This window comes from Amycolatopsis sp. NPDC049688 (genome assembly GCF_040674975.1).
GTDB lineage: Bacteria > Actinomycetota > Actinomycetes > Mycobacteriales > Pseudonocardiaceae > Amycolatopsis.
The window spans coordinates 1,077,370-1,091,007 of sequence record NZ_JBFANY010000001.1; the positions used below are offsets into that span (position 1 = coordinate 1,077,370).

A 13,638-nucleotide genomic window follows, 5' to 3' on the forward strand; every position below is an offset into this window, starting at 1 on the left:
GCGGGGACGATGTGGTCTAGACCACATCGAATGTAACCCGGGCCGGAGAGAACCGCGCACGCCCGAACGGCGGAAACCGCTGTCCGAACGGACTGTTAACGTCCCGAGAACGTCGCTTTCCCCGGCCCGTCGGACAGGAACGACTTCACGGCGTGGCGGAGATCTTCGGTTTCGAAGAGCTCGGCCGCGATCGTCGTGATGTGGGCGTTCGCTTCGGGGACACCGCCGGCGGAGAAGTGGTCGAGGACGCGCTTGGTCGCGGCGTGGGCGCGGGTCGGCCCCTCGGCCAGCCGCCGGGTGAAGGCCCGGGCCGCGTCGTCGAAGCCCTCGTCCGGCAGCACGCGGTTGACGACGTTCCAGCGCTCGAGCGTGGCGGCGTCGTAGGTGTCGCCGGTCATGACGAACTCCTTGGCGCGCCCGACGCCGGCCCGGGCGGCGAGCCGCTGCGTGCCGCCCATGGTCGGCGTCAGCCCGACGACCTTCTCGACCAGCCCGAACTTCGCGCGCGAAGCGGCGAGGATGATGTCGCAGGCCACCGCGACCTCGAACGCCCAGGTCAGGCACAGGCCGTGCGCCGCGAAGACGGTCGGGAACGGCAGCGCGGCGATCCGGTCCGGCACCGCCAGCATGTCATCGAACAGCACCTTCGCCTCGGCGGGCGAGCCCTGGGCGTCGAACAGCGAGACGTCGACGCCACCGCTGACGATCTTGCCTTCGGCGCGGATCAGCAGCGCCCGCGCCGGTTCGGCTTCCAGCTCGCCGATCGCCGCGGCGAGCGAGGACTGCAGCGAAGCCGTGTAGAGGTTCAACGGCGGAGCGTCGACGGTCAGGACGGCGAGCCCGCCGTCACGATCGAGGCGGACCTGCTGAGTCATGTTCACCCTGCTTCTTCGGCTTCGACGATGTCGTCCCAATACTGCTGGGCCTCGGGGCGCCAGTCGACGTGTTTGTGATGGAACAGTTCCGCCGCCTTCGTCCCGCTCCACTTCGCCGGCAGGAGCTCGGCGGGCAGCTGCGGGTCGAGGAACGGGAACCGCCGCCACTCGTGGACCAGCTCGGTCTGCGCCCGCAGCACCGCCCGGCCCCCGGTCGGGTGCAGGCCGGTGAACCGGTCGATGAAGTCCTCGTAGCGGTCCTTCAGCTCGGTCAGGTCCCAGGACCGGGCGACCATGGACTCCTGCTCGCCGACCTCGCCGTACGCGGCGGTGAACGACATCGCCTGCGCGTCGAGGCCCAGCTCGCTGACGATCTGCTGGGCCTCCCGCTGGCGCGACAGGTCCGGGCTGACCCACACGCCGGCCACCGGCGAGCCGAAGCCCGCCCAGGTCAGCCGCGTGCGCAGCCGGTGCCGCAGGTCGCGCTTGGCCTCCGGGACCGACACGATCAGCATCAGCCACTGCCCGTTCCAGCGGCGTTCCTCGCGGCCGAACGCGTAGATCCGGTCGGCGCCCTCGGTCAGCAGCCGGCGCCCCGGCGGGGTCAGCGACCAGCGCACGCGGCGCCCGACGCGTTCGGAGACCACCCAGCCTTCGGCGGCCGAGCGGGCCAGCGCCTGCCGCGCCGACTTCTCCTCGATGTCGAGGATGCCCAGCACCTCGACGAGCATCGACGTCCAGACCGGCTTGTCCCGCGGCAGCGCGTACTCGCCGAGCACCGTCATCAGCAGCGACCGCGCGCTGGCGTGGCTGACCTCCCGGCGGCGGCTCACGGTGGGCCGTGGCGCGGACGACCGGCCTTCCCTCGGCTTCGGCCTGCGGCCGAGGGTGACCGGGGGAGCGGGCTCGCCCATGCTGTTCACCGACCTCACTGTGCTGCGGCACTGACAACCGAACAGGGTACCCACAGTGAGTGATCAAAGCGCCACGGGACACACACAGCCGGTGGTTTTGACCTTGATCTGACAGTTCGCCGCGGGGTCGTAGACTCGGCTACCTCATGAGCGCAACACTCGTCGCGAAGGACCTGGCCGCGGGCCACGGTGACCGCATCCTCTTCTCCGGCCTGGACCTCGTCGTGGCGCCCGGGGACGTCGTCGGCCTGGTCGGCGTCAACGGCGCCGGCAAGTCGACGCTCCTGCGGACGCTGGCCGGACTCGCGAAACCGGACAGCGGCGAGATCCGGCTGAACCCGCCGTCGGCGACCGTCGGGCACCTGCCGCAGGAGCCGGAGCGCCGGGAGGGCGAGTCGGTGCGGGCCTTCCTGGCGCGCCGCACCGGCGTCACGGCGGCCCAAGCGGAGCTCGACGCGGCGACTTCGGCGCTCACCGACGGCGCGGCGGGCGCGGACGACGAGTACGCGGCGGCCCTGGACCGGTGGCTCGCCCTCGGCGGCGCCGACCTCGACGACCGAGCTGCCGAAGTGGCCGCTGACCTGGGTCTTTCCGTGGATCTCGAGCAGCCGATGACGTCGCTGTCCGGCGGCCAGGCGGCGCGGGCGGGGCTCGCGTCGCTGCTGTTGAGCCGCTACGACGTCTTCCTGCTCGACGAGCCGACCAACGACCTCGACCTGGACGGGCTGGCCCGCCTGGAGCGGTTCGTGTCCGGCCTGCGGGCGGCGACGGTGCTCGTCAGCCACGACCGCGAGTTCCTGGCGCGGACGGTGGACCGCGTCGTCGAGCTGGACCTGGTGCAGCAGCAGGTGAACGTCTTCGGCGGCGGGTACGAGTCCTACCTCGAGGAGCGCGAGGTCGCGCGCCGGCACGCGCGCGAGGACTACGAGGAGTACGCCGACACGAAGGCGTCGCTGGAGGCGCGCGGGCGGATGCAGCGGGCGTGGATGGAAAAGGGCGTCAAGAACGCCCGCCGGAAGCAGCCCGACAACGACAAGGCGGCGCGTAAGTTTCGCAGCGAGGCCACCGAGAAGCAGGCGTCGAAGGCGCGGCAGACCGACCGGATGATCGAGCGGCTGGAGGTGGTCGAGGAGCCGCGCAAGGAGTGGGAGCTGCGGATGGAGATCGCCGCGGCGCCGCGGGCGGGCGCGGTGGTCGCGACCCTGCGGGGCGCGGTGGTGCGCCGGGGCGGGTTCACGCTGGGGCCGGTCGACCTGCAGATCGACTGGGCGGACAAGGTTGCCATCACGGGGGCGAACGGGTCGGGGAAGTCGACGCTCCTGGCGGCTTTGCTGGGCCGGGTCGAGCTTGCTTCGGGGTCGTCCGCGCTCGGGCCGGGGGTGGTGGTCGGGGAGGTCGACCAGGCCCGGCGGCTGTTCCTCGACGATGTTCCGCTTGCTTCGGCGTTCGCGCGGGAGGTGCCGGAGTTGGCCGACGCGGAGGTGCGGACGCTGCTGGCGAAGTTCGGCCTGAAGGCGGCGCATGTGCTGCGCTCGGCGGCGACGCTCTCGCCGGGGGAGCGGACTCGGGCGGCTTTGGCTTTGCTGCAGGCTCGTGGGGTGAATTTGCTTGTGCTGGATGAGCCGACGAACCACTTGGACCTGCCGGCGATCGAGCAGCTTGAGGCGGCGCTGGAGAAGTATCCGGGGACGTTGCTGCTGGTGACACATGATCGCCGGATGCTTGATGCGGTGCAGGTGACGCGTCGGCTGGAGGTTGACGGGGGGAAGGTCCGCGAGCTTTGACGGGCTGCGGGTTCGGCTTGTCGGCGGTGTGAGCGGTGCTCTCGGTCGTGAGCGGCGCTCGCTCGGCCGTGTGAGCAGTGCTCTCGGTGTGGGGCGACGCTCCCGGCCGCGCGTGAGCGGTGCTCTCGGTTGCGAGCAGTGTTCGTCGGGCCGCATGAGCGGTGCTCTCGGTTCTGAGCGGTGCTCGGAGGCGCACGTGAGCGGTGCTCTTGGTTTGGAGCGTCGCTCGCGGACGTGTAGGAGCGGCGCTCTCGACGGTGGGCGCTGGCGGCGAGCGCGGGTGAGCGGTGCTCTCGACTTGGTGCGTGGTGGGCGTGGTGCGTGAGCAGTGCTCTTGGGGTGGGAGCGGGGCTCGCGGTCGGGCGGGAGCGGTGCTCTTGACGGTGAGCGGTGGTCGCGGGCTCCGGTAAGCAGTGCTCTTGACGAGGAGCGGTGGTTGCGGGCTCCGGGGAGCAGTGCTCTCGGTGTTGAGCGATGCTCGCCGTCAGATCGGAGCGGTGCTCTCGGTGCTGGGCCGCGGTGTCGCCGCCAGGCCTCGGTGTATGAGCAGTGCTCTGGGATCGGAGCGATTGCGTGGCTCGGCGGGAGAGCGGTGCTCTTGACGGTGAGCGGTGGTCGCGGGCTCCGGTGAGCAGTGCTCTCGGGCGAGAGCACTGCTCAACCCTTGGTTGCCCCTCCCGTCAGGCCCTTCACGAACTGCTTCTGCAGCGCCAGGTAAAAGATCAACACCGGCAGCGTCGCCAGGAACATCAACGCGAACACGCTTCCGAGATCCGCCTGGTACTGCCCGATGGACCGGTAAATCCCCGTCGTGATCGTCGTTCCCTGGCTGGGGCCCAGGATGATCAGCGGGTCGATGAAGTCGTTCCAGATCCACACGCCCAGGAAGATCAGCACCGAGGCCGTCGCCGGGCGTAGCAAGGGGAACACCACTCGCCAGAACACCTGCATCCGGCTTGCGCCGTCGAGCAGCGCCGCCTCCTCCAGTTCCACCGGGACCCCGCGGATGAACCCCGTGAACACGAACACCCCGAACGGCACGTAATACCCGACGTTGAACAGGATCAGCCCCTGCAGCGTCGCCATCAGGTGCGTCACCCGGAGGACGTCCGTGATCGGGATCAGGATCACCTGCGGCGGGATCATCAGCCCGGCCAGGAGGACCAACGTCAGGACCTTCGTCCACCGCTTCCCCGACCGGGCCAGGTAATGGCCCAGCATGGCCGACAGCACCGTGAGGACCAGGATCGACAGCACCGTCACCACGATGCTGTTCGTCAGGCTGACCCAGAACAACCCGTCCGGGCGGGTCAGCACCGCGTGGATGTTCGACAGCGTCGGCGGCACCGGCAGCGACGCAGGCTCCTTCGCGATCAGGGAACCTTCCTTGAACACGTTGGCCAGCACCAGGTACAGCGGCACGAAGAACACCGCACTGACCACCAGCGCAACCCCCGGCCGAACCCAGGAACGGGTCACAGGTCCACCTCCCGGCGGCGCAGGAAGTTCAACACGATCGTCGTCACGACCGCGACGATCACCAGCATCAGCACGGCCATCGCCGAGGCGTAGCCGACGTGGTTCGAGTCGAAGCCCGTCTGCAGGACGTCGAACGCGATCGTCGCCGTGGCACCGGAACCCGGGCCGCCGTTGGTGATCACCTTGACGTAGTCGTAGGTCTTGAACGCCGAAATCAGCAGCACCACCGTGTTGATCGTCAGCGACGGCGCCAGCAGCGGCCACGTCACCGCGCGGAACCGGCGCAGGGGCCCCGCGCCGTCGATCTCCGCGGCCTCCAGCAGTTCGGCGGGCACGCCCTGGAGCCCGGCCAGGTACACCACCACGCAGAACCCGAGCATCTGCCAGCACACGATCGACGCGACCGAGTACAGCGCGATGTCCGGATCGGACAGCCATCCCGGTGGATGGGACACGCCCAGCGCGCGCAGCAGGCTGTTCAGCGGCCCCCGGTCGTCGAGCAGGCGCGACCAGACGATCGACACCACCACCGAACTGAGGATCACCGGGGTGAAGAACACGCTCCGCAAAGCGTTGTACAGCCAGCCTTTCCGGTCCAGCAGCAACGCCACCCCGAGCCCCAGGACGTTCGGGACGACCACCACGACCAGGGTCAGGATCGTGGTGACCTTCAACGCAGTGAGGAACTGCTCGTCGGTGAACAACAGCCGGTAGTTGTCCAGACCGACGAACCTCACCGGCGGGTTGAACGGGTTGTAGTTCGTCAGGCTGTACCCGAAGCTGATCAGGATCGGCGCCATCACGAAACACAGGTACACCAGCACACCCGGCGCGCCGAACGACGCGAAGTGGGCCAGGCGCGGCAGGACCGGACGGCGTCGGCGGCGGTGCCGGACGGCCGGGCGGGGCGGGGCAGGCGGGGAGACGACGGCGGTCAAGGACGTCAGCCCGCTTTCGCCCACTCGGTGTCCAGGAACGCGCACGCGTCGGCCACGGACTTGCGGCCGGTGATGACGTCCTGGGCGGCCTGGTCGACCTTGTCCTTCATACCGGGCAGCAGCCCGTCGTCCGCGGTCTCCCACCGGAACGCGTGCACCACGGCGTTCTGCTGCACGGCCTGCGTGTACAGGTCGTAGCCGGCCTTGAACGTCGCCCCGACGTCGGACGGCGGCGTGTAGCCCTTGATCGCCGGGAACAGGCCGTCCGCCTTCACCGAGGCGTCCAGCTGGTCCTTGTCGAGCTGGAAACCGAGCGCGAACTTCCTGGCCGCGTCGAGGTTCTTGGCCTTGGCGTTGACGATCATGCCGCCGCCGGTGTAGGCCGGGACGACCAGTTTGCCGTCCTCGGTGGGGAAGTTGAACACGCCCACCTCGAAGTCGTGCTTCTTCGAGTCGGCGTTGGCGGAGAACCAGTTGCCCATCGGGTACATCGCGCTCTGGCCGTCGAGGAACGCCTGCTCGGTCGCCGCGTAGTCGCGGGACACGCTCGTCTTGTCCACGTACCCCTTCGCTGCGAGGTCGGCGAGCTTGGAAAACGCGTGCTGGAAAGCGGGATCGGCGAACTTCACCTTGCCCTGCCGCCGCTGGGTCAGCCAGTCCGGCATCGTGTTGTACACCTCGGTGCTGACCAGGCCGGAGAGGATCATCGACGACGGGAAGCCGTCCTTGCCGCCGCCGATCGTGAACGGCGAAAGGCTCTTGTCCTTGAGCTTGCCGGCGTCGGTGACCAGTTCGTCCCAGGTCTTCGGCGGCGCCGCGATGCCCGCGTCGGCGAACATCTTCTTGTTGTAGTAGATCGGCGGGATCGTCTGGGTGTTGGCCGGCAGCTGGTAGTACTTGCCGTTGACCGGGTTGGCCTGCGGGAACTGGAAGTCCTTCAGTTCGTCCGGGGTCCACGCGTACAGGTTGCCCGCCTCGGCGAAGCCGGCCGAGTCGACGGCGATCATCACGTCCGGGAACTGCCCCGACTGCAGGAGCTGCTTCGCGTACGACGTCCGCCCGTCGGCGGTCGGCGCGACGAGCTTCTTGACCTTGATCCCCGGGTTCTTGTCCGTGACGCGCTTAATGGCGGCGTCCCAGTAGGCGGGGGTGAGGTTCGGGGTTTCGAACGTCAGGAAGGTGATCTCCGCGTCGCCGCCGCTGCCGCCGGTGTTCGACCCGACCGAGCACGCGCTCACCGCGAGGAGCGCCGCTGCTCCCAGCGCCAGGGACCTTCTCATGTCCAGCCACCTTCCTCGACCCACCATATGTGATGTATGACGCATTTGATCGGATGTATTCGACGATGTCAAGCATCGGCGGCGACGAAACCGCATCAAAACGCGAGATAGATCAGATCTTTACGCGTTCAAGCTGGACGACGGCGCTGGCGAAGTCGCCGGCGGGCAGGTCGACGGCGAGCCCGTGGGCGAGCAGGACGGCCCCGCTGTGCGTCCGGCCGGAATCCGGGTCGAGGTACCGCGCGGCCGGGTCGAGCCCGCCGAGCCGCAGCGGCCGCCCCGGCGCGTTGAAGTGCGCGGCCTGCCGGTAGGCGAAGACGACCGCCCGATCGCCGTGCACGTACTGGACGGCGGTGACGCCGTCGTCGACGGGCGGCCGCAGCCGGTACAGCGCGCCGTGCTGCACCACCGGCCGGATGTCCTTGTACAGCGCGACGAGATCCCGGGCGAGTGCGAGATCTTCGGCGGGCCAGTGCACGATGTCGCCGCCGAGGCCGAGCACGCCGGCCATCGCGACGTGGAACCGGAACCGCAGCGGAACCGACCGCGCCGTCACGAAGTTCGGGTTGTCGGTGACCCACGCCGACATCGCGCGGGCCGGGTAGAGCTGGCCGTAGCCGTGCTGGATCCGCAGCCGGTCGAGCGTGTCGGTGTTGTCGGAGGTCCAGACCTGGTCGGTGCGGGCGAGCACGCCGAGGTCGATCCGCCCGCCGCCGCCGGCGCACGACTCCACGCGCAGGCCCGGGTGGTCCGCGCGCAGCCGGTCGAGCAGGGCGTACACCGCGCGGGTGTGGCCGACCCACAACCGGTCCTGGTCGTCTTCGCCGGGCCAGCCCGCTTCGCTGAAGGGGCGGTTCATGTCCCACTTGAGGAAGTCGACGCCGTGCTCGCCGACGAGCCGGTCGAGCCATTCGTGCGCCCACGCGGCGACGTCCGGGCGCGCGAAGTTGAGCACCAGCTGCCGCCGCAGCTCCGACCGGCGCCGGTGCGGGTGGTGCAGCACCCAGTCCGGGTGCGCGCGGTAGAGGTCGCTGTCGGGGTTGACCATCTCGGGCTCGACCCAGATGCCGAACTGCATGCCGAGCCCGTGCACGGCGTCGACCAGCGGTTTCAGGCCGTCCGGGAACCGGGAGCGGTTGACGTGCCAGTCGCCGAGGCCGGCGTGGTCGCCGGTGCGGGCGCCGAACCAGCCGTCGTCCATGACGAACAGCTCGACCCCGAGCGCGGCCGCCCGCCCGGCGAGGGCGAGCTGGCCGGCTTCGGTGACGTCGAACCCGGTGGCCTCCCACGAGTTGTAGAGCACCGGGCGCAGTTCGCCCGGGTGCGGCAGGACGTGCGCCCGGACGTAGGCGTGCCACGCGCGGCTCGCGGCGCCGAACCCGCCGTCGGTGTAGAGCCCGGCGGCCACCGGTGTGGTCAGCGGGCGGCCGGGCCCGATTCGGTGGACGACGCCGTCCTGGCCGAAGCCGCCGCTCACCGTCAGGCGGCCGGTCGAGGCGCGGGTGGTGGTCAGCCGCCACGACCCGCTCCAGGCCAGCGCGACACCGTAGACCTCGCCGTGCCGTTCGGTGGCCGTGCCGTCGTCCACCATCACCCACGGGTTGGCGTGGTGACCGGTGATCCCGCGACGGCTGGCGAAGACGGTTTCGCCGTACGGCGCGAACTGCCGCTGCAGCTGGGTTTCCGCAGCCCAGCGGCCGGTGACGTGGCTCAGCCGGTAGTCCTCGAAGACCGGCAGGGCCCAGGTGGCCGAGTCGGCGCGGACGACCTCGACGCCGGTGTCCGCGGTCAGCTCGGTCCAGCGTTCGAGGACGTCGCCGCGCAGCCGGTAGTGCAGGGTGATCCGCAGCGGGTAGTGCCGGTCCGCGAAGCGCAGGGCGAGGTGCCCGGCGGTGATCTCGTGGCCGGTGTACCGCCATTCGAGGCCGCGTGTCCCGTCGGCGAACCGCACCTGCAGCGCGGGTGTCCAGTACCGCGTGCCGCTGTCGGCGGCGAGTTCGCCGAGGCCCTCGTTGGGGTCGTTGAAGCCGTCCCACCAGGGGAGTGTCTTCCCGATCAGCTCGACAACGGCGGTCGCGGGCAGCGCCGGCCCCCAGTAGAGGTGGACCGGGCAGTCCTCCTCGTCCAGCCGCAGCGCGTAGGTGCTGGTTTCCCCGGTCAGGACCCAGGTGCGGTGCTCGTCGAGGAAGCTGATCCCGGCCATGCGGGACATCCTGCTCACCCGCGCGGCCGGAGCCAAGGGATGTCCCGTTCATCGGTCACTGCCCGAACGTGACGCGTGCGCGGCCGTTCGAGTGGTTCTCGGGAATCGACATTGGTGCAATCAGGTGGTTGCCGTAACAATAAGTGAGATCGGATGGATTCGAGGGGTGGCGACGTGGCGGCGACGCCGTCGTCAACGAGGGGAGATCGCCGTGGTGGTCGACAACAGTTTGCGGAATGGGCAGCCGGAACCGGTGGTGTTCGAGGGCGACTGCCCTTGCCTGCCCGATCTCATCAAGGCCAAGCAGGCCGGGCGGCCGGATTTCGCGGCGATGCGAAGGGCCTACGAGAGTCCGGGAAAGATCCTGGAGGAGTATTACGCGCTCAATTTCCGGGCGGCGATCCTGCTCGTCGCCGCCAAGGAGCAGACCGTGGCGGACAGCGACGCGGAGCGGCACGTCCTCAGGATGCGGCTGTATTACGACGCGCGCCAGAGCACGCCGGAGGTCGACGACGTCTTCCGGTCGGCTCGCCGGGTCGAGCGGAAGTACTCGGTCCTGCTGGAGGGGAAGCCGCAGGAAATCCTGGTGCGCGGCATCCACGCCACGGCCGCCGTCCTCCTGGGCGTGCTCGACGCGATGGTGGATTCACCGGACCGGACCGAGCGCGTGCAGGCCGCGGCCGCGTCGGCCCAGAAGGAGCTCCGCCAGATCGAGCAGAACGCGCGTGACGTCGCTTTGGACCGCGCGCTCGCCCGCTATCTCGGTGGTCTCGCCGCGGGTTTCGTCCTGGCTGTCGCCGGCGTGATCGCCCTGAAATCCGTGCCGATGAAGGCGGAAACCGGCGCCACGCTGATCACCTGCCTGGCTTCGGGTGCCATCGGGGCGATCCTGAGCGTCATGATCCGCACGGCGGACCGGCAGAAATTGAGTGTCGGCCTCGCCCAGGGCCGGTTGGTGGCCTTTCTGTCCGGGTTCTTCCGGCTGATCATCGGCGCCGTGTTCGGCGCGGCGATGTTCGTTCTGGTCAGCGCCGGATTCCTGCCGATCGCGGTGCCCGCTTCGGCGGAAAAGGTCACGTTCTTCTTCGCCGGGCTCGCATTCCTCGCCGGGTTCAGCGAACGCTGGGCGCAGGACACGATCGTCCGCACCCTGCCCGGCGCCGCCGACCAGCACGCGGTCGTGCCGGCGCGGGGCAAGGACGCCGAGGCGGTCACGGGCGGTCGCTGAGTCCATCCATGCCCCCGCCACCACCCTCAATGGAGGCACTTCGTGCCACTGCACAAATAGCCGCCCATCGTCTTGAAGTACTCGGCCGCGGGCAGGTCGGTCCCGTCGGCGGTCCGGACGCGCTCGACCAGCAGGCCGGGGGACTGCCCGCGGCGCGCGTCCGGCCCGGCGACGATCACCACGCCGTCGCCTTCGCGGATGAAGATCCGGCCGGGCGTGCCGCCGTAGTTCCCCTGCGACACCGACGCCTTCAGGATCCGCAGCTCCTGGCCCCGGTGGTAGGTGAACGCGTTCGGGTACGGGTCCGACAGGGCGCGCACGAACCGCTCGAGGTCCGCGGGCGGCAGCGTCCAGTCGATCAGGCTGTCCCGCTTGGCGCGCTTGTGGAAGAAGCTGGCCGTGGACCGGTCCTGCGGCACCGGCGTGTAGCCGGTCTCGATCAGCGAGATGGCTTCGGCGGTGATCGGCGCGATGAGGTCGATGGTGCGGTGGAACAGGTCGGTCGTGGTGTCGGCCGGGCCGACCGGGATCGCGCGCTGCAGCACGATGTCGCCGGCGTCGAGTTCGCCGTCCATCATGTGGGCGGTGACGCCGACTTCCGGCTCGCCGTTGATCATGGCCCAGATCAGCGGCGAGAAGCCCGCGTAGGCCGGCAGCAGCGAGTCGTGGATGTTCAGGGTGCCGCGGCGCGGCAGCTCGAAGATCTCCGGCGGCAGCCAGGTCCGCCAGTTGTTCGCCACGATCAGGTCGAGGTCCGCCGCCTTGAGCTCGGCGAGCAGCTCGGCGTCGTCCGGGCGGTTGCGCAGCAGCACGCGGATCCCGTGCGCGGAAGCGAGGTCGGCGACCGAGTCGGCCCAGATCCGCTCGTACGCGTGGTCGCTCTTCGGGTGGGTGACCACGAGGGCGACCTCGTGGCCGGCGTCGATGAGCGCCCGGAGGGTCCGGTGCCCCCAGGTCTGGTAGCCGAACATCGCCACGCGCATTCGAGAGTGCCTTTCATGGTCGGGGGACGAACATCACCACGAACGTACTAGGCGAGGCTCGCCTAAGTTAGGTTAGGGTTCCCTGAACCGTACCGGAGCGCGCGAGGGAGCAACATGACTGCAGAGGTCCCGATCTACGACATCGTCGGCGTGGGCTTCGGGCCGTCGAACCTTGCGCTCGCGATCGCCCTCGCCGAGCACAACGCCGGTCCCGGGGAGCCGGTGACCGCGCACTTCCTCGAGCGGCAGCCCCGGTTCGGCTGGCACCGCGGGATGCTGATCGACACCGCGACGATGCAGGTGTCGTTCCTGAAGGACCTGGTCACCATGCGGAACCCGACCAGCGAGTTCAGCTTCCTCAACTACCTGCACGCGGCGGGCCGGCTCGTCGACTTCATCAACCACAAGAACCTCTTCCCGCTGCGCGTGGAGTTCCACGACTACTTCGAGTGGGCGGCCGCGAAGGTCGACGACGTCGTCTCGTACGGCACCGAGGTCGTCTCCGTGACGCCGGTGTACGACGGCTCCGAGGTCGCGTACTTCGACGTCCGGGCTTCGGACGGTTCGACGCTGCGCGCGCGGAACCTCGTGATGGGCACCGGGCTGCGGCCGCAGCTGCCCGATGGCGTCACCGCCGGGCCGCGGATCTGGCACAACAGCGAGCTGCTGTTCCGCGTGGACGCCCTGCGCGCCGCCGACCCGAAGCGGTTCGTCGTGGTCGGGGCCGGCCAGAGCGCCGCCGAGGTCGCCGCGTTGCTGCACGACGAGTTCCCCCGCGCCGAGGTGTGCGCGGTGTTCGCGCGCTACGGCTACAGCCCGGCCGACGACAGCTCGTTCGCGAACCGGATCTTCGACCCCGAGGCGGTCGACCAGTTCTACCGCGCGGGCGAGCCGGTGAAGGACCGCCTGATGCGCTACCACGGCGCGACGAACTACTCGGCCGTCGACCTCGACCTGATCGACGAGCTGTACCGGCGGGTCTACCGCGAGAAGGTCCTGGGAGTGGAACGGCTGCGGCTGTTCAACGTCTCACGCCCGGCCGAGGTGACTGACGCCGGAACGGTGACGGTCGAGTCGTTGACCACCGGCTCACAGACGGTGCTGGAGGCCGACGCGGTCGTCTACGCGACGGGCTACCGGCCCGCGGACCCGACGCCGCTGCTCGGCGAACTGGGCCGGGCGTGCCTGCGCGACGAGTCCGGCCGCCTGCGCGTGTCGCGGGACTACCGGCTGGTGACCGAGGCGCCGGTGCGCGGCGGGATCTACCTGCAGGGCGGCACCGAGCACACGCACGGCATCACGTCGTCGCTGCTGTCGAACACCGCGGTGCGGGTGGGGGAGATCCTGGCGTCCGTTGTGGACCGCCGGGTGGTGGGCGAGTCGGCCGGGGAATACGCGGTCAGCGCGTGCTGACCGCCGGCGCCCCGGCGGTCCTCTGTGGACCGCCGGGGCAGGCCGTCAGCCCGCGGTGAGCTGTTCCCGCAGGATGTCGCTGTGGCCGGTGTGCCGGGCGAACTCCTCGATCAGGAACAGGTAGATGAACCGCAGGCTGACTTCGCCGACCACCGGGTGGGTCCACCGGTCGTCGAGCGAGTGACCCGCCGCGATCTCGCGGGAGCGGGCGCTCGCCCGCTCGTACTCGGCGATCACGTCGGCCACCGTCTCGTCGTCGCCGACCGCGAAACTCGCGTCGCCGGGGGTCGACGGGCCGTCGATTTCTGCCGCGTCGAGGCCGGCCACCAGCCACTGGAACCAGCGGCGCTCGGCGACCGCCGCGTGCTTGACGATGCCGATCGGGGTGGTCAGGGACGGCACCAGCCGCCGCCGGGCGTCGGCTTCCGACAGGCCCCGCGCGTTCTCCACCAGGGCGAGCCGGTTGCGGTCGAGCATGGCTTCGAGCAGCTCACGCTCGGCGCCGATGGTCTTTTCGGGCAGCGCATACATGCGTCCAGCT

At 69.9% G+C, this 13,638-nt stretch carries 11 protein-coding genes; 3 read left to right on the plus strand and 8 right to left on the minus strand.

Translation table 11 applies throughout. From position 1 onward, the window contains the following. Window positions 1–95: 95 nt before the first annotated feature. Together AB0J55_RS04570 and AB0J55_RS04575 are read right to left on the minus strand one after the other, a co-directional pair. Entirely contained in the window at window positions 96–875 is a 780-nt protein-coding gene (locus tag AB0J55_RS04570) for an enoyl-CoA hydratase/isomerase family protein (RefSeq protein WP_364242700.1), read from the minus strand. A gap of 2 nt (window positions 876–877) precedes the next feature. Continuing rightward, entirely contained in the window at window positions 878–1,789 is a 912-nt protein-coding gene (locus tag AB0J55_RS04575; protein ID WP_364243415.1) for a PaaX family transcriptional regulator C-terminal domain-containing protein, read from the minus strand. Between the two features lie 146 nt (window positions 1,790–1,935). Here AB0J55_RS04575 and AB0J55_RS04580 point away from each other — a divergent pair, with 146 nt between their 5' ends. After that, window positions 1,936–3,573 carry an ABC-F family ATP-binding cassette domain-containing protein gene (locus AB0J55_RS04580; protein WP_364242702.1) on the plus strand — a complete coding sequence of 546 codons (1,638 nt, stop codon included), beginning with the start codon at window positions 1,936–1,938 and terminating at the stop codon, window positions 3,571–3,573. A 657-nt stretch (window positions 3,574–4,230) separates the two neighbouring features. Here AB0J55_RS04580 and AB0J55_RS04585 read toward each other — a convergent pair. The 4 genes from AB0J55_RS04585 to AB0J55_RS04600 all read right to left on the minus strand — a co-directional run bounded on the left by AB0J55_RS04585 (window position 4,231) and on the right by AB0J55_RS04600 (window position 9,473). Beyond that, a complete protein-coding gene (locus tag AB0J55_RS04585; RefSeq protein ID WP_364242705.1) occupies window positions 4,231–5,052 on the minus strand; it encodes a carbohydrate ABC transporter permease in 822 nt (273 codons plus the stop codon). Then, a complete protein-coding gene (locus tag AB0J55_RS04590; protein ID WP_364242708.1) occupies window positions 5,049–6,014 on the minus strand; it encodes a sugar ABC transporter permease in 966 nt (321 codons plus the stop codon). Before AB0J55_RS04590 ends, AB0J55_RS04585 begins: the two co-directional genes overlap by 4 nt. Next, window positions 5,996–7,270: an extracellular solute-binding protein gene (locus AB0J55_RS04595; RefSeq protein WP_364242711.1), complete on the minus strand. Its 1,275-nt coding sequence runs from the start codon at window positions 7,268–7,270 to the stop codon at window positions 5,996–5,998. The genes AB0J55_RS04590 and AB0J55_RS04595 overlap by 19 nt, the downstream gene beginning before the upstream one ends. A 112-nt stretch (window positions 7,271–7,382) precedes the next feature. Beyond that, window positions 7,383–9,473: an alpha-galactosidase gene (locus AB0J55_RS04600; RefSeq protein WP_364242714.1), complete on the minus strand. Its 2,091-nt coding sequence runs from the start codon at window positions 9,471–9,473 to the stop codon at window positions 7,383–7,385. Here AB0J55_RS04600 and AB0J55_RS04605 point away from each other — a divergent pair. Further along, window positions 9,472–10,701 carry a hypothetical protein gene (locus AB0J55_RS04605; RefSeq protein WP_364242717.1) on the plus strand — a complete coding sequence of 410 codons (1,230 nt, stop codon included), beginning with the start codon at window positions 9,472–9,474 and terminating at the stop codon, window positions 10,699–10,701. The genes AB0J55_RS04600 and AB0J55_RS04605 overlap by 2 nt on opposite strands. 26 nt (window positions 10,702–10,727) lie before the next feature. Here AB0J55_RS04605 and AB0J55_RS04610 read toward each other — a convergent pair whose 3' ends face one another. Next, entirely contained in the window at window positions 10,728–11,684 is a 957-nt protein-coding gene (locus AB0J55_RS04610) for a methionyl-tRNA formyltransferase (protein WP_364242720.1), read from the minus strand. A gap of 114 nt (window positions 11,685–11,798) precedes the next feature. On the opposite strand from AB0J55_RS04610, the gene AB0J55_RS04615 reads away from it, so the two are divergent. Further along, entirely contained in the window at window positions 11,799–13,097 is a 1,299-nt protein-coding gene (locus tag AB0J55_RS04615) for a lysine N(6)-hydroxylase/L-ornithine N(5)-oxygenase family protein (protein WP_364242723.1), read from the plus strand. A 45-nt stretch (window positions 13,098–13,142) separates the two neighbouring features. Here the strand turns inward: AB0J55_RS04615 and AB0J55_RS04620 are convergent, their stop codons facing one another. Continuing rightward, complete coding sequence (locus AB0J55_RS04620; protein WP_364242725.1) at window positions 13,143–13,628, minus strand: DinB family protein; 486 nt, start codon at window positions 13,626–13,628, stop codon at window positions 13,143–13,145. Window positions 13,629–13,638 lie beyond the last annotated feature (10 nt).